This window comes from Pseudomonas sp. Choline-02u-1, from assembly GCF_002836515.1.
Classification (GTDB): Bacteria; Pseudomonadota; Gammaproteobacteria; order Pseudomonadales; family Pseudomonadaceae; genus Aquipseudomonas.
Genome location: NZ_PJBC01000004.1, coordinates 48120 through 69250, shown reverse-complemented (window position 1 = coordinate 69250; position 21131 = coordinate 48120). Strand labels below are relative to the sequence as shown.

The window sequence follows — 21131 nt, the reverse complement described above, 5'->3', positions numbered from 1 at the left end:
GGTCTCAAGCTGCCTGTTTTGCCGTGACGAATGCCGCAAGGCTGGCCACGTTGGTGAAATGGTTGCGGGTATCTTTGGCATCGGCGTCGATCTTGATGCCGTATTTTTTCTGGATTGCCAGACCCAGCTCCAATGCGTCCACCGAATCCAAGCCGAGGCCTTCGCCGAACAGTGTCTGCTCGTCGCCGATGTCCTCGGGGCTGATGTCTTCCAGGCCCAAGGCGTCGATGATCAGCAGTTTGATGTCACGCATCAGGCTAGCGGTGTTCAGTTCGCTCATCTGCGGCGAGCTCCTTAATGAAATAGTCATGCAAATAATCGTTGAGCTTGCGTGAGGCCTGTGGGGCGGGGCCTTGCGCGGCGAAGGTCTGTGGGTCTATATCGGCCCCGACGCGAAAACTGAAGTGCACGCGGCGATGAGGGATGCGATACCACGGCTCGGCTTTGGTCAGGGTGGTCGGGCTGACCTTGATGACCACCGGGGTAACGATTTTCGCACCACGCAGGGCAATCGCCGCCGCCCCCCGATGAAAGGCCGGCGCCTGTCCCGGCCGGGTGCGGGTGCCTTCGGGGAAGATGATCAGCGTCTGGCCGTCCTGCAATGCCTGCGCCGCGGCGTCGAGCATGTCCATGCTGCCGTCGTTGCTGATGTATTCAGTGCGGCGCAGCGGGCCACGGGTGAACGGGTTTTCCCAAAGGGTTTTCTTCACCACGCAGTTGGCGTGGCGCACCAGACCGATGAGAAACACCACATCGATCAGCGACGGGTGGTTGGCGATGATCATCTGCCCCGGCCGGCCGAGGCGTTCGGCGCCCTCGATGTCGTAAGTGAGCACACCGGTGCGGGCCATGAACCGCACGAAAAACCAGAACAACCGACTGACCGTACGCCGCGCGCGAAGGCGATGTTCAAATACGTCACCGCGCAGGCAGCCAAGTAACGGAAATACCAGAAGACGCAGACACAGCCCGCCGAGCCCGAACAAAGCGAAGCTCGCAGCAGTGGCCAGCAGGCGCCAGTAGTAGGCGTCGCGGTGTTTGGCGGTCACGGGTTGCGATGCCAGGTCCATACACGATTTTTCCACGCATGTTGGCAATCAGGTTGCTGGCCGAGCAGGGTTCGCAGCAGGTTGAGCGCGTGCGGCCAGTGCGCCTTTGACCGGGTTTCGGTGCTGCTGTTCAGGGTCAGCCGCCAGTCGGTACCCGGCGTGAGCAATAAACCCAGCGCATAAGGGAACGGCACATCGTCGACCCACTGCGAATAGGCCTCGGGCGGTTGTTCTTCGGTGATCACCAGCAGCACCGCCGGGGCGCCTTCATCGAGCAGTGCCGCTGCTTCGAGCATGCCGTGTTCAAGGCCGTCGCCAGCGGCGGCGAGGGCAGTCATTTCGCTGGTTTCGCCGCGCATGATCGACCACAGGCCGATGATCGCGTTATGCACCGAAAGGCTGAACTGGGTCGGCGACAAGGGCTGTTCGGTGGCCAGATCGCGGAGGATTTCAAATGTGCGTGGGGTTTCGCCGTGCCGTGAGACGAACACCAGCGGCAGCTTGTCGCGTCCGTCGGCCAATGGCCAGCCCACGCTGAACGCCATGCGTGCGAGGCGGCTGAGGCGACGGCGTTGCATGGCCGGCAGAAACGACACATCGGGCGCGGCATCACTGCTCTGGAGCACGACCGGCTGTCGGCTCCAGGCCTGCCAGGCGTCCACGCTGTCGAGCCCGGGAGCCCACGCGCGCCATTGGGCGATGTTGAAGTTGATCACGGACATTCATCCCGCCCCTGCGGGCTTTCGTTGACGCGTTGAGTCGCCAGCGCCGCAGCACGCTTGGCTTGGCGCAGGGCGCCGGGTGGCGCGCATTATCCCGGTGCGACGGGTGTGTAGCAAATGTTGGTTACATTTTGCCCAACAAAATGTACCGAGCGGTTCGCCGTGTGGCTGTCACTTGGCCATTATCCAGATTCCACGCGGCCTGTCTGTCAGGTGAGTCTGTGATGACTGGCGGTTTTTTCCCTGCCTGTGCGCCGATATTTACACCTGACGACGTAGTCCATGTCGGTGAAGGTAGCGAAGCGTGGCCACCGGCAACTACACTCGGTCATTCTTTGATACACGGAGGTTTGGTCATGCGGCGCGTGGTGTTCAATCAGAAAGGTGGCGTGGGCAAGTCCAGCATCGCCTGCAATCTGGCGGCGGTCAGTGCCAGCGAGGGCTATCGCACCTTGCTGGTCGATCTCGATGCCCAGGCCAATTCCACTCAGTATCTGACCGGGCTCACCGGCGACGACATTCCGATGGGCATCGCCGATTTCTTCAAACAGACGCTGTCCTCCGGGCCGTTCTCGAAGAAGAATCAGGCGGACATCTACGAGACCCCGTTCGACAACCTGCACATCATTACCGCCACTGCCGAGCTGGCTGACCTGCAGCCCAAGCTTGAGGCAAAACACAAGATCAACAAGCTGCGCAAGTTGCTGGACGAATTGTCGGAAGACTACGACCGGATTTATCTGGATACCCCGCCAGCACTGAACTTCTATGCGGTATCGGCGCTGATTGCGGCGGATCGGGTGTTGATTCCTTTCGACTGCGACAGCTTTTCCCGTCAGGCCCTGTACGGTCTGATCGCCGAGATCGAAGAGTTGAAGGATGACCACAACGAAGGGTTGGAAGTTGAAGGCATTGTGGTCAATCAGTTCCAGGCCCGCGCCAGCCTGCCACAGCAGATTCTCGATGAGTTGATCGCCGAAGGCTTGCCGGTGTTGCCGGTGTATCTGAGCAGTTCGGTGCGCATGCGCGAGTCGCACCAGGCCAGCATGCCGCTGATCCACCTCGACCCACGGCACAAGCTGACCCAGCAGTTCGTTGAACTGCACAATCTGCTGGAAGACCACTGATCTGCCGAATCACACGCTAATCCCCTGTGGGAGCGGGCTTGCTCGCGAAGGCGCAAGGTCAGTCGACATTAATGTCGGATGAAAAACCGCTTTCGCTGGCAAGCCCGCTTCCACAGGTTTCTGTGTTGGGTCAGATCCCTTGGCTACGCAGCCACGCCATCAATTGCGGCAATGGAAATGCACCACTCTGGCGCGCCACTTCCCTACCGTTTTTAAACAGAATCAGACTCGGAATCGAGCGAATCCCCAACTGCGCCGACAGCTGCTGGTTCGCTTCGCTGTCGAGCTTGGCCAGCCGACACTTGCCCGCCAATTGCGCTGCAGCCTGTTCGAACACCGGCGCAAACGACTTGCACGGCCCGCACCAGTCCGCCCAGACATCCACCAGTAACGGCAGATCGCCCTTGATCTGACTGGTGTAATCGCCTTGCTTGAGTTCGAACGGTTTGCTCAACAGCACCGCAGATTTGCAGCGCCCGCATTTGGGCTGGTCCGCCAGGCGCTCGGCGGGGATGCGGTTGAGGCCGTTGCAGGTGGGGCAGGGGATGAGGAGTGGGGTGGTCATATTCGGCTCATTGAAATTCAGCGGTTCGTGCGACCTATCTGGAGCCGCACGAGCTGTTTATCAAGTTCGCGCGCTGGGGGCTCACGACGAACAACTGATCTCCAAATGCTTGCCCCACTCCGGTGGCCGCTCGGCATAACCTTCCATTCCCGGCTGCTCTTCGAACGGTTTGCTCAGCACCGAGTGCAGCCGGCGCACCTCGGAATAATCGCCTTGCTCTGCCGCATCAATGGCTTTTTGCGCCAGGTAGTTGCGCAGGACGTACAGCGGATTGACCGCGTGCATCCGCGCGCGGCGCTGCTCTTGATCGGTATCGCCATCGCGAGCGACGCGGGCGACGTAGCGTTCGCCCCAGGCATCGAAACCCTTGATATCGACAAAATCATCACGCAAGCGAGCCACGGCCTGTTCGGCTGACTCTTCACCGAGGCGGCGGAAGAACAGTGTGTAGTCGACGCCGCTGTTCTGCATCAGTTGCAGCAGGTTTTCCAGCAATTGCTGGTCGTCGTCTTCGGCAGTAGTGAAGCCGAAACGGCGGCGCATCAGGTCGAGGTAATGCGCCTGGAACAGCGGCAGGTACAAGCCCAGTGTTTCACGCAGGGCTTCGACGCTGATGAACGGCGTCAGCGCCTGGGCGAGGGCGCTGAGGTTCCACTGGCCGACCGGCACCTGATTGCTGAACGAGTAACGGCCCTGATCATCGGAGTGGTTGCAGATGAAGTTGGCGTCGAAATCGTCGAGGAAGGCGAACGGGCCGAAGTCGAAGGTGATGCCGAGGATCGACATGTTGTCGGTGTTCATCACGCCGTGACAGAAGCCGTAGGCCTGCCATTTGGCGATCAGTTCGGCGTTGCGTTCGACGATCTCGCGGAACATCGCCAGATACGGTTCCGGTTGTTCCAGGCATTCGGGGAAATGCATCGCCAGGACATGCTCGCCGAGCTGCTTTTGCTGTTCGGGGCGCTTGGTGTAATAGAAATATTCGAAGTGGCCGAAGCGGATATGACTCGGCGCCAGGCGCAGCACCATCGCCGCGCGCTCCTGTTTTTCCCGCCAGACTGGTGTGTCGGAGCCGATCACGCAGGCTGCGCGTGAGGAAGGAATGTTCAGCGCATAGAGGGCTTCGGAAGCTAGAAATTCGCGGATCGAAGAGCGCAACACCGCACGACCATCGCCCATGCGCGAAAACGGCGTCTGCCCGGCGCCCTTGAGGTGCAGGTCCCAATGTTCGCCGGCGTTGTTGTAGACCTCGCCGAGCAGCAAACCACGACCGTCGCCCAGTTGCGGCGTATAGCCGCCGAACTGGTGGCCGGAGTACACCATCGCCCGTGGCTCCGCATCGGCCCACAGCTTGTGGCCGCCGAACAGTTCGGCAAACTCTTGAGTTTCGGCAGTCGCCGGGTCCAGGTCGAGCAGGGCCAGTGCGGCCGGGCTGGCCACTACCAGCCGTGGATTATCGATCGGCTCGGGCAGTACGTGAACGGAGAACGCGTCGCCCAGGCGGGCAAAGCGGTTGTCGAAAGTCAGTTCGTCGAGGGCTTTCACGGGCCGGCTCCAGCAGAATGTCCGAGCATTCTGCTGGGACCATGTCGGTTAGTCGAGTTTGCTCGGTGGCGGTTCCGGCAACGGTTTCTGCCCGTCGACGACCGGCACGATGGTTTTGTTCTCGGGTTCCACGGGCACCATCTTGTATTCCTGACCGTGGAGGTTCTTCAGGTAAACCTCCATTTGCCGGAACGAAATGTTGATGTGCTGCTTCTTGAACTCGCGGTTGATGAAGCGGTTGACCTCATCGAGCACCGGGTTGCGGTCGCCGAGATCGCGCACATGCATGCGCAGCTCGTGATCGAGGGTGCTTTCGCCGAAATTGAGGAAGTACACGTGCGGCTCCGGTTCCTTCAGCACACGCGGGTTCTCCCGAGCAGCCTTGAGCAACAGTTCCTTGACCAGGTCCAGATCCGAGCCGTAATCAACGCCCAGTTTCAGCGTGACGCGGGTGATGGTGTCGGTCAGCGACCAGTTGATCAGTTGCCCGGTAATAAACGTCTTGTTCGGGACAATGATGTCCTTGCGGTCGAAGTCGGTGATGGTCGTGGCACGGATGCGGATCTTGCTCACCGTGCCCGAGAGGTTGCCGATGGTGATGGTGTCGCCGATCCGCACCGGGCGTTCGAAGAGGATCATGATGCCGGAGATGAAGTTGGCGAAGATCTCCTGCATACCGAAACCGAGGCCTACCGACAGCGCCGCCACCAGCCATTGCAACTTGTCCCAGCTGACGCCGAGGGTCGACAGGGTGGTGACGAAGCCGACGCCGGCAATCACATAGGACAGCAGTGTTGTCGTTGCGTAAGCACTGCCCTGAGCCAGATTGAGCTTGGACAGCACGAACACTTCGAGCAGGCCGGGCAAATTGCGCGCCAGCGCGAAGGTGATGCCGATGATGATCAGCGCGCCGAGCATGTCGCCGATGCTGATCGGCACCATGCTCATGTTGGCGCCAGTGCCGCTGGTGTATTCGTAGAGGGTGATGTTGTCCAGGTACGAAAACACCGAGATCAGGTCCGACCAGACCCAGTACAGCGCCGCGATGAAACCGCCGAGCAAGGCCAGGCGGATCAGGCGCAGGGACTGTTCGTTGACCTTTTCGATGTCCAGCGTCGGCTCTTCGATCACCGCTTCCCCGTCACCGGCCTCTTTTGCCGCTTGCCGTTTCGCCAGCGCGCGCTGGTAAGCCAGGCGCCGCGCCGCAACGCTCAGGCCCCGCACGAAAGTGGCCTCGATCACCAGCCAGAACATCAGCAGGTACAGGGTATTGATCAAGCGATCGCTGAGTTTCAGCGCCGTGTAGTAGTAGCCGAAGCACACCGCGACAAACAGGGCGATCGGCAACAGGGTGAACATCACCCCGACGGCTTTACGGAACAGCGAGGCATTCTGGTGTGTCGGGCTGCTGATCAGCAGGCGACTGAGCAGCCACGCCATCAAGGCGTAGCAGGTCAGCACCACCGGCATGCCGAGCACGTCATCGGCCAGCGCCGCCGGCTGCAGCTCGGCGACGGCCACCACGGCCACCAGTGCCATGACCACAAGACCCAACCGACGCACCCAGCCCTGAAGGAACTCGACCTGCGGTTTCTCCCAGCGGAAGTGCAATTCCGCCACGCCACCCGGCGCGAGAATCCGGTACGCGGTGTAGAACACCAGCCAGGCCTGGCCCATCTGCAACAGTGCCGCGCCCATGTTGGCGTTCTGCCCGCGTGCATCGATCTGCAAGGCCAGACCGCACAGCGCCAGACCCAGCGCCACCGGCATCGCCAGCAAAATATTGATCAGAATGGCCTGCGGCGTGTGCCATTGGCTGTCGCGCTTGAAGTGGCCGATGTCCTGGTGAACCTTGTTGAGTCTTCCGTACAGCGCCTTGCGGCGCCATAACAGAGCGCCGATCAGTAACGCGAGTGGCAGGAACAACAAGGGGCGCTGGGTCAGGCCGTCCGTCAGTTCGCTCAGGCTCGACGCCCAAGGCAACGTGTTGACCTGCCGCTCGAGGCGCTCTGGCACGCCGCGCATCCATTCCACGTCCAGTGGCTTGTTGCTGGGGATCCAGAACATCTGTTCGTCGAGGGTTGCGCGCAGGCTTTGCGCGGTGCTCAGCAGTTGTTTCTGGTTGAGCTGCAGGGTGATCGACTCATTGAGCATCGCGCTCAACTCGCGGTTCAGCCGCTCGAGCAAATCGGCGCGGGTGTTGGCCAGATCGAGCAGGCTCTTGCGCAGCTGCGGGGTGACCTGCTCCGGCGGCTGCGTGGCCAGCAAGTTGTCGACGTAGGTCGCCGGATTGCTCAGCAGCTCGCGTTGCTGACTGACATCGAACTGATAGAGGCGAATATCGGCAATCTGGTCGGCGAGGTCGCGGTCGACCTTGAGGTGCGGCAGGGCCTGCTTCTGCTTGTAGAGAATTTTCGACAGCAGCAGGCTGCCCTTGAGCACATTGATCTGTTCGTCCAGCGCCGAATCGCTCTGGGTCAGGGTGTCGAGTTGCTGTTTGGTCTGCAGGTTCTGCTGAGTGACTTCGTTGAGACGGTCGGTGCTCTTGAGCAAATAGTCGGAAAGCTTGAGGTTGGTGGCGCTCTCGCTCGCCAGCAGGCTGCTGCCGCCGGCCTTCTGCGCTTCGATCGATTGCTGGGTCACGGTTTCCTGCGACTGCGCCAGACGCTTCTGGTTGATCAGGGTTTGCAGTTCCTGGATCTCGCGGTCGAGGCGATCGGATTTCTCCGAGAGCAAATCGTGCTGGGCGTTGCCCAGATCCTGCAGCTGCGTGTTGCCGGCCAGTTCCTGACGGCGCAGCGGAATCAGCGCATTGAGTGCGGCCAGCTCGGCGTTCAACTGGTCGCGCTGTTCGGCGGTGACCGTTTTGCCCGTGTCCTTGCCGGACTTGAGAATGGTATTGATCTGCTGGATGCGCGTCTGGCTGGCGGAAATCTCTGCCTGAGCGCGTTCGGGGCGAGTCTGCGCGGTGATGATCAGGCTGTTGGCTTCGGCCAAAGCTTTTTGCAGGTCGCTCTGCTGGGTCGAGCGATCGGTAAGGATCTGCTCCAGTTGCTGGATCGACTCCTTGGGAAAACGCTGTGCCACTGGCACCGGCGCGGTAGCCTTGAGACGGCTGAGTTCGCGGGTGTTTTCAATCGTCTGCTTGGGCGCGTTGGCCAGCTGACGCTTGAGGTCGATCAGCTTTTGCTCGTAATCACGCTGGTTGTTCAGCTGATTGAGCGTGTTCTGCAGAACGGTCTGCAAGGTCTTCTTGTCGGCGTCCGGCAATTTGCTGTCGGCCAACTTGTCGAGGCTGGCCTGCACGGCGTCGCTGGACGGTGGTTCGGCAGCATGCAGCGGGCCGACAACGAGACTGAGGCCCAGCAGGGCCGCGGCGAAAAAGGAGCGCAGGGTAGGCATAGAGACCGGTCAAGCAAGTGAGAGTGGAGGCAGTTTAGAGGAAGAGTCCGGGGCCCGGGCGACTTCCTTCGGGGAATCTGACGCCCACTTTGCCGATCTTGTTCCCGTCCATGACCGCGACTGTCCAGTGGGTGTTGTTCCATTCCACCTGGTCGCCGACGATGGGTGCGCCCCCCACTTTTTGCGCGATGAACGCGCCCAGGGTCATGTCCGGATCGATGCCTTCGGCCGGCAAGCCATACAGCGCTGCAACCGCTTTAAGCTGGGCGTCTCCTTCGAGCACGAAGTCGCCGAAGAAACGCAGATCGAGGCCGCGTTGCGGTGCCTGGCTGAACAGTTTGCCGAGGGCCGGCAAGTTGTGTTCGTGGCCAATAACACACAGCAAATCATCGACTTCCAGCACCGTACTACCCGACGGATGGAGCAGTTGTTGGCCGCGAAACAGGGCTGCGATGCGCGTGCCTTCGGGCATTTTCAATTCACGCAGCGGCGAGCCGATGCACCATTTCTCGGCGCCGAGCTTGTAAACGAACAACTCCCACTCGCTGGTCACGTGCACTTCCAGCGCCGCCCGGGAAATCGGCGCTGGCTCGGGCGGTACCGTCACTTTGAGCAACTTGGCCACCCACGGCAGGCTCGTGCCCTGCACCAACAGCGACACCAGAACGATGAAGAATGCGAGATTGAAGTAGAGCTGCGCTTGCGGCAGGCCGGCCATCAGCGGGAACACCGCCAGAATGATCGGCACCGCGCCGCGCAGACCCACCCACGAAATAAAGGCTTTTTCGCGACCGTGGAAGGCCTTGAACGGCAGCAGGCCGACCATCACTGACAGCGGCCGCGCGAACAAAATCATCCACAGCGCCAGACCCAGGGCGGGCAGGGCGATCGGCAGCAGATCATGAGGCGTGACCAGCAGGCCCAGCACCAGAAACATGCCGATCTGCGCCAGCCACGCCATACCGTCAAGCATGTGCAAAATGCCGTGGCGGCTGCGCACCGGGCGGTTGCCGATCACCAGACCGCACAGGTACACGGCGAGGAAGCCGCTGCCATGCAAGGCGTTGGTCAGCGCGAACACCACCAGACCGCCGGCGATGATCAGGATCGGATAGAGCCCGGCGGCGAGATTGATGCGGTTGACCAGTTGCAGCATCACCCAGCCGCCGCCCAGACCGATCACACCACCGATGCCGAACTCGCGAATCAGGTGAGTCAGCAGACTCCAGTGCAGACCGGTTTCGCCGCTGGCGAGCATGTCGATCAGGGTGACGGTGAGAAACACCGCCATCGGATCATTGCTGCCGGATTCGATTTCCAGACTGGCGCTGACCCGCTCATTCAGGCCTTTACCGCCGAGCAGCGAGAACACCGCAGCGGCGTCGGTCGAACCGACGATGGCGCCGATCAGCAGGCCCTGAATCAGATTGAGGTCGAACAGCCAGGCAGCAGCCATGCCGGTCAGCCCGGTGGTGATCAACACGCCGACCGTGGCCAGCGACAACGCCGGCCACAAGGCCACGCGGAAACTCGACACACGCGTGCGCAAACCGCCGTCGAGCAAAATCACCGCCAGGGCGAGGTTACCGACCAGATAGGCCGTCGGGTAATTATCGAAAATGATCCCGCCACCATCGACCCCGGCAGCCATGCCGACCGCGAGAATGATGACCAGAATAGGAATGCCGAGACGTGAAGACAGGGAGCTGACAAGAATGCTTGCGCCTACCAGCAACGCGCCGATCAAGAACAGGCTGTTGATGGTCGTCGCATTCAAAGGCAGTACTCCAGAAGCGTAAAGACGAGGCACAAACTGACCATGCAGTCTGCGTGCCAGCGATTCTAACCTGTTGAAATGTGATGCTGTCAAAAAGCTTTTGCGGTCGGTGATCGTTCCCACGCGGAGCGTGGGAACGATCAAGGATCAGGTTAGAGGCTGAACCGCCCAACCATGTTGTTCAGATCCAGCGCCAGGCGCGACAGCTCGTTGCTCGCCGCGCTGGTCTGGTTCGCCCCGGTCGCCGATTGCACCGACAGATCGCGGATGTTGACCAGATTGCGATCAACCTCGCGCGCCACCTGCGCCTGCTCTTCCGCCGCGCTGGCGATGACCAGATTGCGCTCGTTGATTTCGACGATGGCGCTGTTGATGGTGTCCAGCGACATCCCGGCACCACGGGCGATGTTCAGCGTCGATTCGGCACGTTCGGTGCTGTTGCGCATCGAATCCACGGCGTGTTCGGTGCCGCTCTGGATGCTGCCGATCATGCGTTCGATTTCGCTGGTCGACTGCTGGGTGCGATGGGCCAGGGCACGCACTTCGTCCGCCACCACGGCGAAACCACGACCGGCCTCACCGGCACGGGCCGCTTCGATCGCTGCGTTCAATGCCAGCAGGTTGGTCTGGTCGGCGAGGCCACGGATCACGTCGAGCACCTTGCCGATATCGCGCGATTCATTGGCCAGGTCGCCGATCAAGGACGCGGTGCTCTGTACATCAGCGCTCATGCGTTCGATGGCGCTGACGGTTTCCTGCACCAGATCACGACCGTCGCCCGCCGAAGTGGTGGCGTTTTTCGAGGCTTCCGAGGTGCTGACCGCGTTGCGCGCGACTTCTTCGACGGCACTGGTCATCTCGTTGACCGCCGTGGCGGCCTGTTCGATTTCGTTGTTCTGCTGGGTCAGGCCGCGAGCACTTTCGTCGGTGACGCTGTTGAGTTCTTCAGCGGCGGAGGCCAGTTGCGTGGCCGAACCGGAGATGCGCTGCAGAGTGTCGCGCAGCTTCGATTGCATCTTGGCCATCGCGGCCAGCAGGCGCCCGGCTTCATCTTCGCCATCGACGTGGATCGGCTGGGTCAGGTTGCCTTCGGCGATGGTTTCCGCAGCCTCCAGTGCCTTGGAAATCGGCTTGGTGATGCTCACGGTCAGCAGCCAGGCGAACAGCAGGGTCAGGCCGCTGGCGATCACCAGCAGTGTCACTACAAGGTTGAACGACATCGAGTACTGGTCTGTGGCGCCCTGATCGGTCTCGGCGATCTGCTGGGTGTTGATCTCCAGCAAGCGTGCCAGTGCGGTGTTCACCGCCTCCGAGTTGCTCAGCAAATCGCTGTTGAGCATCTGCCGCAATTCATCGATCTGATTGTTGCGCGACAAGGTTTTCATGCGCTCTTCAAGCTGACGGTATTGCGCCAGCAACTGCACGTACTGATCGTACGCCGCGCGTTCCTGCGGGCCTTCGATCAATGGCTCGTAAGCGCGTTGCGCATCGGCGATCTGGCGGTTGCGCAGGTCGAACAGTTCGATGGTTTTCTGCTGCACATCGGGTTCGCGGTTGATCAACAGGCGATAGGACAGCACGCGCAGACGCAGGGTCAACTGGGTGAATTCGTCGAGGGCCTTGATCGATGGCACGCTGGCGGTGGCGATGTCTTCACCGGCCGCGCGGATCTTGCTCATCTGGTTCAGCGCAAACACGCCGAGAATCAACATCAGGCCGCCAATCAGGGCGAAACCGGTGAACGCCCGTGGGGCGATATTCATATTGCGAAGGGACATGGGCGGATACCGAAAAGGGCCGCATCCATGCGGGCTGAGACTGCTGTATGGGTGACTTATCGGTCATACGACTAAAGTCTTGAGGTGGTGTGCGTATTTGTCGCAGACAGCTCTGTGCGACGAAGTGCAGGAACCAGATCGACCATTCACAGTCTTTTAAACTCGCGAGAAGCTTCGCCACCCAGGTAAATCAAGGCCTTGCGCCGGTTTAACCCTGGCATCCGTGGTGACTTTTCTTTATCGTACGCGCCCTTTGAAAAACGCTTGGAAGATCAAAATGTTGGAAGCATCCCTCAGCCAATTGGAACAGCTCGTCAGCGATCTGGTGCAACAGAACCAGACCTTGCTGCAGACCAACCAGACCCTGTCCACGGAACTGGCCCAGGCCAAGGATGAAAACGAAAACCTGCAACTGAACCTGATGGAGCAGGAAGAAAAACACGGCGCCACCGCCGCTCGCATCCAGGCGCTGGTTGATCGCGTCAACGCCGGTCCGGTCAGCGCATGAACCACGGCACAGCGGGGGTAAAAGTCATCTCCATTCTTGGTGAGGACTATTCGATCAAGGCACCGGCCGGGGAAGAACAGACCCTGCTGGACGCGGCGATGATGCTCAAGGCAGCGCTGGAGGACACCAAGCGCAAATACCCGACGCTGATCGGCGACCGCTTGCTGGTGCTGGCAGCGATGAATCTGTGCTCGCAGCAGATTGAAATGAAGAAGCAGCACGAAGAAGAACTCGAGCGTTATCAAGAGCAAGTCAGCGCCACGGTCGAGACCATCACCAAGACCATCAGTCAGGGCTGATGCGGTTGCGCACAACCAGGGAGTAGATTGTCGGTTGGCTTGTATACAATCGGCACGGCTGTTGCAGTGTTTCGGCCACTTATTCCCTGGGGGTGCTCCATGCAGTGGTGGCGACGCAGTATTCAGTGGCAGTTGATTCTCGGCATGGGCACGGCCCTGCTGATCAGCATCGTGATTGTGGTTGGCATTTATACCCTGGTGGTCAACCGCCTTGCGCAGAACTATCTGGTCGAGCAAGCGCTGCCGTCGAGCATCGAAGCGACGCGCAACGATATCGAGCGCATCCTCGTCCAGCCACTCACCGCCGCCAAGGACATCGCCAGCAACACCATGGTGCGTGACTGGCTGGCGACGGGCGAAGACAGCAGCAAAACTGCTCTATTTGCGCAGTATCTGGAAGGTATCCGCGCCGAACACAAGGCCTTCACGGCGCTGATCATCGGCACCGAATCCAACCACTACATCACCGAAAAAGGCCTGGATCGCACCCTCAGTCGCTCGAAACCGGCCGATGCCTGGTTCTATTCCTTTCTCGACAGCAATCAGCCGCGCACGCTGAATATCGACAACGATGGCGCCACTGGCGAGCTGGCCCTGTTCATCGATCTGAAGGTCGAGCAGGCCGGCAAAGTGGTTGGCGTTGCCGGGCTCGGGCTGAGCATGAAAGAGCTTTCCGAGTTGATTCACAATTTCAGCTTCGGTGAGCGCGGCAAGGTCTATCTCGTGCGTTCCGACGGTTTGATTCAGGTGCATCCGCAAGCGCAGTTCAGCGGCAAACGCACCTTGACCGAGCAGATCGGCGCCAACGCGGCGCAAGCGGTGATGGGGCATAAGACTGCAGTCAACAGCAGCTTTCAGCGCGAGGGTGAAGATTTTCTCGCCTTCAGTCTGCCGTTGCGCGATCTCGGCTGGACATTGGTGGCCGAAGTGCCGCAGTCGCAGATCTACGCCGAAGCGCGCCAAGCGATGTGGATGAGTGGCGGCATCGGCCTGGTGGTGGCATTGGTTTGCCTGGCATTGGTGGTGTGGCTGGCGCAAGGGCTGGTGCGACCGATCCGACAAGTAACACGAGCGCTGGTGGCCATCGGTAGCGGTGGGGGAGATTTGACCCACCGGTTAGATTCCAGTCGCGCCGATGAGTTGGGTGACCTGGCTCGAGGGTTCAACCGGTTCCTCGACAGCCAGCGCGCGATGATCGGCGAAGTGCTGACCACCAGCGAGCGTTTACGCATGGCGGTGGGGCAAGTGGCGACGGTGGTGGACAACACCGCCGATCGTTCCGGTCGGCAGCAGGAAATGACCGACATGGTCGCCACGGCTGTCCACGAAATGGGCCTGACCGTGCAGGAAATCGCGCAGAACGCCGGCAACGCCGCGCTCGCTTCGCAAACTGCACGTGATGAAGCGCTGCAGGCGCGGGAAGTGGTCGGTGGCTCGGTCCGCCATATCGAAAGCATGTCCGATGAAATCGGCGTGGCGGCGGGGGCGGTGGCTGAGCTGGCGCAGCAAGTGGCATCGATCGATTCGGTGCTGGCGGTGATTCGTGGCGTTTCCGAACAGACCAATCTGCTCGCACTCAACGCCGCCATCGAAGCCGCCCGCGCCGGCGATATGGGCCGTGGCTTTGCCGTGGTCGCCGATGAAGTGCGCACCCTGGCACGCAGAACCCAGGCCTCGACCGACGAAATCCAACTGATGATCGGCAGTCTCAAGCAAGGCGCGGAAAATGCCGTGTCGTCGATGCGCACCGGTCAGGCCGCGACGGGCACCGGGGTTGAATCGAGCCAGCGCACCGGGGCGTCGTTGACGGCGATTACCGGGCAGGTCGAGCGCATCAGTGACATGAATCATCAAGTAGCGACGGCGACGGAAGAACAGTCGGCGGTGACCGAAGAGATCAATCGCAATGTGCAGGGCATTTCCGATCTGGCGCGGGCGACGGCGGTCGAAGTTCGTGCCTGTCGTGAGGATTGTCAGATGTTGCAGAAGCTGGCGGATGATCTGGCGCGGCAGATGGGTGGGTTCAAGTTGAGCTAAAGGATCAAGATCAAAAGATCGCAGCCTTCGGCAGCTCCTACATTGGAATGCGTTTCTGTAGGAGCTGCCGAAGGCTGCGATCTTTTGCTTTTAGAACCACGCGTCCCGCATCGCCAGACACGTATCATCCCGCGCCTCCAGCAAGTCCAGCTCATGCTGGCAACCCGGCACTTCCCACGTCAGGAAATATCGCGCCGCCTGCAACTTGCCCTTATAGAAGTCGACATCCGCCGCACTCCCGTTGGCCAGGCCTTCCTCGGCGCGAATCGCTTGCTCCAGCCAGCGCCAGCCGATCACCGCGTGGCCAAACACTTTCAGGTACAGCGCCGAGTTCGCCAGACTGCTGTTGACCTTGCCCTGCGCCAGATCGGTCAGCAGGCCGATGGTCACGGTTTGCAGGCGGGCAACGAGTTTCTCCAGCGGTTCCCGCAGTGCGGTCAGCGAATCGTACGCAGCGGCGCGTTCAGCGGTGTTGGCGATCAGGCGGATCAATTGCTTCAGCCCAGCGCCACCGTTCTGCGCCAGTTTGCGGCCAAGCAGATCCAGCGACTGAATGCCGTGGGTGCCTTCGTGGATCGGGTTCAGGCGGTTGTCACGGTAGTACTGCTCCACCGGGTATTCGCGCGTGTAACCGTGACCGCCAAGAATCTGGATCGCCAGTTCGTTGGCCTTCAGGCAAAACTCCGATGGCCAGGATTTGACGATCGGCGTCAGCAGGTCCAGCAACTCGTGCGCCTGCTTACGCTCGGCTTCGGTTTCCAGCGTGGTGGTGTCATCGAACAACCGCGCGGCATACAGGCCGAGGTCAAATGCGCCTTCGACGTAGGATTTCTGCGTCAGCAGCATGCGTCTGACGTCCGCGTGCTGAATGATCGCCACCGGCGCGGTGGTCGGATCCTTGCTGTCCGGCACCCGCCCCTGCGGCCGCTCGCGCGCATAGTCCAGCGAATACAGGTAACCGGCATAACCGAGCATCACCGCACCCATGCCGACGCCGATTCGCGCCTCATTCATCATCTGGAACATGTAGCTCAAACCATGGTGCGGCTTGCCCACCAGATAGCCGACGCACTCGCCGTTATCGCCAAAATTCAGTGCCGTCGACGTCGTGCCGCGCCAGCCCATCTTGTGAAACAACCCGGCGAGCAACACGTCGTTGCGCTGGCCGAGGCTGCCGTCGTCGTTGACCAGAAACTTCGGCACGATGAACAGCGAAATACCTTTCACTCCCGGCGGCGCATCCGGCAGTTTCGCCAGCACCATGTGCACGATGTTTTCCGAGAGCGGGTGATCACCGCCGGAGATGAAGATCTTGTTGCCCTTGAGGCGGTAAGTGCCGTCGGACGCAGGCTCGGCGCGGGTACGAATATCCGACAGCGACGAACCGGCGTGCGGCTCGGTCAGGGCCATGGTGCCGAAGAAGCGCCCGTCGATCATCGGTTGCAGAAACCGCTGCTTCTGCTCTTCGCTGCCGAAGCTCTCGATCAGGTTCGCCGCACCCATGGTCAGGAATGGGTACGAAGTCGACGCGGCGTTAGCCGACTGGAAATGCGCGAAGCAGGCTTGCGACAGCAGCGTCGGCAGTTGCATGCCGCCAGCTTCAAAACTGCGTGCGGCGTTGAGAAAACCGGCCTCGAGAAAGGCAGCCACCGCCGGTTTCACTTCGGGAATAAGAATCGCCTGGCCGTCTTCATAGCGCGGCTCGTTTTCATCGCCCTTGCGGTTGTGCGGGGCAAAATACTTTTCGGCGATGTTGCGCGCGGTGCCGATGGCAGCGTCGAAGGTCTCGCGATTGTGCTCGGCAAAACGCTCTCGCCGGGTCAGGCCCTCGGCATCAAGGACTTCGTACAGCTCGAAAGCCAGATTGCGGGAACTGAGCAGCGTCTCGGACATGGCGGCTTACCTGGGAATTGAGGTTGGGCCGAGTCTAAGGTGGGGGAATAGAGGCTGGATAGGATGATTGATGAGAGTGATGCAGAAGCAAAAGATCGCAGCCTTCGGCAGCTCCTGCATTTGGAATGCGTTCCCTTTAGGAGCTGCCGAAGGCTGCGATCTTTTGATCTTCTGTGGGAGCGAGCCAGGCGACCATTGCAGTCGCCTGAATTTACAGCGGTTTAACCGATCGTCATCAAGCTGGCATTACCCCCCGCCGCAGCGGTGTTGACGCTCAATGCTCGCTCAATTACCAGACGTTCCAGAGCAATGTTGGTTTCGCCCTGGGACAAGCCCTGAACGCCAACGATCGCACCGCCACGCTGAGCAATCTGCTGGCAGACGCCGCGCAACTGGTCGGAATGGCCGTGATGCAGAACCGCATCAAACACCACTTCATCTTTATTCCAGTCAGCTACCAACTTGATCCGCGCCTGAATGTCCTTCGGCAGACGTGCGAACAATGCCTTGCTGATGTCCGACTCCGGCCATACCGCCGAACCGCCTACCGCCAGCACCGCCGCCAGTTGCGTCAGCAGGTCGCCTTCAACTTCCGCCAGGCACAACACATGCTCGCGCGGCAGGATGGCGTAGCTGTTTTTCTCGCCGGTCGGGCCTGCCAGTACGCGGGTGATGCCGCTCTGCGATTGCGCCGCGTACTGCACGCACAGGGTGCTCAGGTCGGCGTACTTGTTGCTTTCAGCCCAGGCTTTCAGCGCGTTCAGCGGTTTGCTCATGGCATCGCGCAGGCGCACGTCCGGGGCGACGATGGCGTCACCGCGAGCGAAGGATTGTTCGATGGCGTCGGTAGGACGCGTCGACAGCAAGCGGTACAGATACAGCGGGCCACCGGCTTTCGGCCCAGTACCCGACAGGCCTTCGCCGCCAAATGGCTGCACGCCGACCACGGCACCGACGATGTTGCGGTTGACGTAGACGTTACCGGCGTTGACGTTGTCGATCACCTTGGCGATGGTCTCGTCGATGCGCGTGTGCACGCCCAGCGTCAGGCCGTAACCGGAGGCGTTGATCTGGCCGATCAGTTGATCCAGCTCTTTGCGCTTGTAGCGCACCACGTGCAGCACTGGGCCGAAGATCTCGCGTTGCAGTTCGTCGAAGCTTTCCAGCTCGATCAGGGTCGGCATGACGAAGGTGCCGCGCTTGACCTCTTCGCTGTCGGCAATTGCCACTTGGTAAACGTTGCGGCCTTTGTCGCGCATGCCCTGGATGTGCTTGTCGATGCCGGCCTTGGCTTCGGCGTCGATCACCGGGCCGATGTCCACGGACAGACGCTCCGGATTGCCGAGACGGCTTTCGGCCATCGCACCTTTGAGCATTTCGATGACGCGATCGGCAGAATCTTCCTGCAGGCACAGTACCCGCAGCGCTGAGCAACGCTGACCGGCGCTGTCGAAGGCCGACGACACTACGTCGATCACCACTTGTTCGGTCAGTGCCGAGGAGTCGACGATCATCGCGTTCTGGCCACCGGTTTCGGCGATCAGCGGGATCGGGCGGCCCTGGCTGTCGAGACGCCCGGCGATGTTGCGTTGCAGCAAGCGCGCGACTTCGGTGGAACCGGTGAACATCACGCCTTTTACGCGTTCGTCACCGACCAGACCGGCGCCGACCGTTTCACCGCGCCCCGGCAGCAGTTGCAGCACGCCTTCCGGGATGCCGGCTTCGAGCATCAAGCGCACGGCTTGAGCGGCGACCAGCGGAGTTTGTTCGGCCGGTTTGGCCAGCACCGGGTTACCGGCGGCCAGTGCCGCAGCGACTTGGCCGCTGAAGATCGCCAGCGGGAAGTTCCACGGGCTGATGCATACGACCGGACCGAGTGGGCGGTGGGCATCATTGCTGAAATCGTTGCGTGCCTGCACCGCGTAATAACGCAGGAAGTCGACCGCTTCGCGGACTTCGGCGATGGCGTTGGCGTAGGTCTTGCCGGCTTCGCGCGCCAACAGGCCCATCAGCGGCTGGATCTCGCCTTCCATCAAATCTGCAGCACGTTCCAGAATCGCCGCGCGCTCGGCCGGCGGGGTGGCCTGCCAGATCGGCGCGGCGTTCAGCGCGCATTGAATGGCGTTGTCGACGTCCTCGACGGTGGCTTCCTGAACGTGACCGACCACATCGCGGTGATCGGACGGGTTCAGCACGGCTGCCGGCGTTTCGTTGCTGGACGCGCAGCCGAGCATCGGCGCGGCTTTCCAGTCATTGTGCGCGGTGGCGAGCAAGGCGCAGGACAGCGAGGCCAGACGATGTTCGTTGGCCATGTCAATGCCGCTGGAGTTGGCGCGCTCGGCACCGTACAGATCACGCGGCAGCGGAATGCGCGGGTGCGGCAGACCGAAACCGCCTTCCATGGTGGCCATCTGCTCGATTTGCGCCACCGGATCGGCGACCAGTTCCTGAATCGAAATCGACTGGTCGGCGATACGGTTGACGAACGAGGTGTTGGCGCCGTTTTCCAGCAGACGACGCACGAGGTACGCCAGCAGGGTTTCGTGGGTGCCGACCGGAGCGTAAACGCGGCACGGACGGTTCAGCTTGCCCTCGGAAACCTTGCCAACCACTTGCTCGTAAAGCGGCTCGCCCATGCCGTGCAGGCACTGGAATTCGTACTGGCCGGGGTAATAGTTCTGACCGGCAATGTGATAAATAGCCGACAGAGTGTGGGCGTTATGCGTGGCGAATTGCGGGTAGATGACTTCCGGCACCGAGAGCAGTTTGCGTGCGCAAGCGATGTAGGAAACGTCGGTGTACACCTTGCGGGTGTAGACCGGATAGCCTTCCAGACCTTCGACCTGAGCGCGCTTGATTTCGCTGTCCCAGTACGCGCCTTTCACCAGGCGGATCATCAGGCGATGACGGCTGCGGCGGGCCAGATCGATCACGTAGTCGATCACGTACGGGCAACGCTTCTGGTAAGCCTGGATAACGAAACCGATACCGTTCCAGCCGGTCAGCTGCGGCTCGAAGCACAGGCGCTCGAGCAGGTCCAGCGACAGCTCGAGGCGGTCGGCTTCTTCGGCGTCGATGTTCAGGCCGATGTCATATTGCTTGGCCAGCAGGGTCAGCGACAGCAGGCGTGGGTACAGCTCGTCCATTACACGCTCGTACTGAGCACGGCTGTAACGCGGGTGCAGTGCCGAGAGCTTGATGGAAATGCCCGGGCCTTCATAAATCCCACGACCGTGGGACGCTTTGCCGATCGAGTGGATGGCTTGTTCGTACGAGGCCAGGTATTTTTGCGCGTCGACTTCGGTGAGTGCCGCTTCACCGAGCATGTCGTAGGAATAGCGGAAGCCCTTGGTTTCGAACTTGCTCGCGTTGGCCAGCGCTTCGGCGATGGTTTCGCCGGTAACGAACTGCTCGCCCATCAGGCGCATGGCCATGTCGACGCCCTTGCGGATCATCGGCTCGCCGCTCTTGCCGATGATGCGGCTCAGCGAAGAAGTCAGGCCGGCTTCGTTGTGGGTGGAAACCAGTTTACCGGTCAGCAGCAGGCCCCAGGTCGCGGCGTTGACGAACAGCGAAGGACTGTTGCCCAGGTGTGGATGCCAGTTGCCGGTGCTGATCTTGTCGCGGATCAGCGCATCGCGTGTGCCTTTGTCGGGGATACGCAGCAGCGCTTCGGCCAGGCACATCAGCGCCACACCTTCCTGTGACGACAAAGAAAACTCCTGCAGCAAACCCTGAACAATGCCCGCACGACCACCGGCACTTTTCTGGTTACGCAGTTTTTCGGCGATGGTCGCGGCGAGTTTGTTGGTGGCTTCGGCCATCGGTGCCGGCAGGCGCGCCTGCTCGATCAGCATTGGCACGACTTCCGGCTCAGGGCGGCGGTAGGCGGCGGTGATCGAAGCACGCAGAACCGATTGCGGCAGGATGCTTTCAGCGAATTCGAGGAAGCATTGGTGAGCGTGATCGGTCTGCACTTCGCCAGCGTCATCGGCGTCTTTGGCGGTCAAACCGTTCAACTCGGTCAGGGTTGCACCACCCTCGAGTTTTTCCAGGTAATTGAAAATTGCCTGTTTGATCAGCCAGTGCGGCGTGCGATCAATCGAGGTTGCGGCAGCCTTGAGGCGCTCGCGGGTCGGGTCATCGAGTTTGACCCCAAGGGTGGTGGTAGCCATATTTTTATCCTCATGGTTGCCACAGTTGCGTGGCATCAGCTGGCGGCAAGATTAGCCGTGCGCTGAATGAGGTGCAACCGGGTGCAACCCTTTTTTTGTCGGAAAAATCCGCAACGGGTCAGGAATTAATTTCCGCGACCAAAGTACTGCCTCTGCTTGGTGCTTTTACTTCTAGCAAAGAGCCCTGACTGCCTTAAAAGGGAGCAAAAACCCGGTGAACGTCGATTAATCCGACTGGGTGCAACTAATTCTCG

13 protein-coding genes and 3 pseudogenes are annotated in these 21131 nt (G+C 60.8%); 5 read left to right on the top strand and 11 right to left on the bottom strand.

Annotated features, from left to right (window positions below; all coding sequences use genetic code 11):
• Nucleotides 1-4 precede the first annotated feature (4 nt).
• From CXF97_RS04400 to CXF97_RS04390, 3 genes are read right to left on the bottom strand one after another with little or no spacing between them, the layout of a single operon-like run.
• Nucleotides 5-280: a phosphopantetheine-binding protein gene (locus CXF97_RS04400; protein WP_101156557.1), complete on the bottom strand. Its 276-nt coding sequence runs from the start codon at nucleotides 278-280 to the stop codon at nucleotides 5-7.
• Nucleotides 258-1070, bottom strand: coding sequence for a 1-acyl-sn-glycerol-3-phosphate acyltransferase (locus CXF97_RS04395; RefSeq protein WP_101156554.1), 813 nt, complete (start codon nucleotides 1068-1070; stop codon nucleotides 258-260). The genes CXF97_RS04400 and CXF97_RS04395 overlap by 23 nt, the downstream gene beginning before the upstream one ends.
• Nucleotides 1046-1771, bottom strand: coding sequence for a beta-ketoacyl synthase chain length factor (locus CXF97_RS04390; protein ID WP_101156552.1), 726 nt, complete (start codon nucleotides 1769-1771; stop codon nucleotides 1046-1048). Before CXF97_RS04390 ends, CXF97_RS04395 begins: the two co-directional genes overlap by 25 nt.
• A 356-nt stretch (nucleotides 1772-2127) precedes the next feature.
• Between CXF97_RS04390 and CXF97_RS04385 the strand changes: the two genes are divergently transcribed.
• Nucleotides 2128-2898, top strand: a complete 771-nt coding sequence (locus CXF97_RS04385; RefSeq protein WP_016772022.1) for a ParA family protein — start codon at nucleotides 2128-2130, stop codon at nucleotides 2896-2898.
• A gap of 130 nt (nucleotides 2899-3028) precedes the next feature.
• Here the strand turns inward: CXF97_RS04385 and trxC are convergent, their stop codons facing one another.
• From trxC to CXF97_RS28730, 6 genes and pseudogenes are all read right to left on the bottom strand, one after another.
• Nucleotides 3029-3463 (bottom strand): thioredoxin TrxC, encoded by a 435-nt coding sequence (gene trxC, locus CXF97_RS04375; protein ID WP_101156549.1) that lies wholly within the window; start codon nucleotides 3461-3463, stop codon nucleotides 3029-3031.
• A gap of 81 nt (nucleotides 3464-3544) precedes the next feature.
• Nucleotides 3545-5008 carry a protein adenylyltransferase SelO gene (gene selO / locus CXF97_RS04370; RefSeq protein WP_101156545.1) on the bottom strand — a complete coding sequence of 488 codons (1464 nt, stop codon included), beginning with the start codon at nucleotides 5006-5008 and terminating at the stop codon, nucleotides 3545-3547.
• 48 nt (nucleotides 5009-5056) lie between these two features.
• A complete protein-coding gene (gene mscK, locus CXF97_RS04365; RefSeq protein WP_101156543.1) occupies nucleotides 5057-8410 on the bottom strand; it encodes a mechanosensitive channel MscK in 3354 nt (1117 codons plus the stop codon).
• A 34-nt stretch (nucleotides 8411-8444) separates the two neighbouring features.
• A complete protein-coding gene (locus CXF97_RS04360) occupies nucleotides 8445-10187 on the bottom strand; it encodes a potassium/proton antiporter (protein ID WP_024011302.1) in 1743 nt (580 codons plus the stop codon).
• Nucleotides 10188-10339: 152 nt separating this feature from the next.
• A pseudogene (locus tag CXF97_RS28735) lies at nucleotides 10340-10939 on the bottom strand (methyl-accepting chemotaxis protein); the annotation flags it as partial.
• A 303-nt stretch (nucleotides 10940-11242) separates the two neighbouring features.
• Nucleotides 11243-11899 (bottom strand): annotated as a pseudogene (locus CXF97_RS28730) (MCP four helix bundle domain-containing protein); the annotation flags it as partial.
• A gap of 343 nt (nucleotides 11900-12242) precedes the next feature.
• Between CXF97_RS28730 and CXF97_RS04350 the strand changes: the two are divergent.
• The 4 genes and pseudogenes from CXF97_RS04350 to CXF97_RS28720 all read left to right on the top strand — a co-directional run bounded on the left by CXF97_RS04350 (nucleotide 12243) and on the right by CXF97_RS28720 (nucleotide 14809).
• On the top strand, nucleotides 12243-12473 hold the full coding sequence (locus CXF97_RS04350; RefSeq protein ID WP_016772015.1) for a hypothetical protein: 231 nt from the start codon (nucleotides 12243-12245) through the stop codon (nucleotides 12471-12473).
• Entirely contained in the window at nucleotides 12470-12772 is a 303-nt protein-coding gene (locus CXF97_RS04345) for a cell division protein ZapA (protein WP_101156537.1), read from the top strand. Before CXF97_RS04350 ends, CXF97_RS04345 begins: the two co-directional genes overlap by 4 nt.
• A gap of 99 nt (nucleotides 12773-12871) precedes the next feature.
• A pseudogene (locus CXF97_RS28725) lies at nucleotides 12872-13942 on the top strand (cache domain-containing protein); the annotation flags it as partial.
• A gap of 21 nt (nucleotides 13943-13963) precedes the next feature.
• Complete coding sequence (locus CXF97_RS28720) at nucleotides 13964-14809, top strand: methyl-accepting chemotaxis protein (protein ID WP_371918368.1); 846 nt, start codon at nucleotides 13964-13966, stop codon at nucleotides 14807-14809.
• A gap of 90 nt (nucleotides 14810-14899) precedes the next feature.
• Here the strand turns inward: CXF97_RS28720 and CXF97_RS04335 are convergent, their stop codons facing one another.
• Nucleotides 14900-16702: an acyl-CoA dehydrogenase gene (locus tag CXF97_RS04335; RefSeq protein ID WP_101156533.1), complete on the bottom strand. Its 1803-nt coding sequence runs from the start codon at nucleotides 16700-16702 to the stop codon at nucleotides 14900-14902.
• A gap of 221 nt (nucleotides 16703-16923) precedes the next feature.
• Nucleotides 16924-20877, bottom strand: a complete 3954-nt coding sequence (gene putA / locus CXF97_RS04330) for a trifunctional transcriptional regulator/proline dehydrogenase/L-glutamate gamma-semialdehyde dehydrogenase (protein WP_101156531.1) — start codon at nucleotides 20875-20877, stop codon at nucleotides 16924-16926.
• Nucleotides 20878-21131 lie beyond the last annotated feature (254 nt).